This window comes from Candidatus Binatota bacterium, assembly GCA_012960245.1.
Taxonomy (GTDB): domain Bacteria; phylum Desulfobacterota; class Binatia; order UBA1149; family UBA1149; genus UBA1149.
Genome location: DUBO01000052.1, coordinates 1 through 524, shown reverse-complemented (window position 1 = coordinate 524; position 524 = coordinate 1). Strand labels below are relative to the sequence as shown.

Genomic DNA, 524 nt, shown 5'->3' with positions numbered 1-524 from the left:
GCCTCTCCAGTTGCGAGGCTGCGGCTTGCGGCGATGGTTTTACCCAGGCCGATGTCGAGAGTTGTGACGATGGCAACGCTGATAACACGGACGCTTGCCTCTCGAGCTGCGAAGCTGCGACCTGCGGAGATGGTTTCACCCAGATTGACGTAGAGAGCTGTGACGATGCCAACGCTGACAACACGGACGCTTGTCTCTCGAGCTGCGAGACTGCTTCCTGCGGCGATGGTTTTACCCAGGTTGACGTAGAGAGCTGCGATGATGGCAACCTTTCCAACTCGGACAAGTGTCTGACTAATTGCAAGCTACCGAGCTGCGGAGACCGATTTATACACGTTGGGTTTGAGCAGTGTGACGACGGAAATTCTGACGACGCCGACAGTTGTCTGGCCAGCTGTCGCAGTGCTCGCTGTGGGGACGGCCTGGTCCAGGCCGACGTAGAGAGCTGTGACGATGGCAACGCTGATAACAGCGACGCCTGCCTCTCCAGTTGCGAGACTGCCTCCTGCGGCGATGGTTTTACC

1 protein-coding gene is annotated in these 524 nt (G+C 58.0%); it reads left to right on the top strand.

All coding sequences use genetic code 11. The features are described 5' to 3' along the window. The coding region (locus EYQ35_10395) for a DUF4215 domain-containing protein (protein HIF64544.1) at positions 1-524 on the top strand (524 nt) is incomplete at both ends.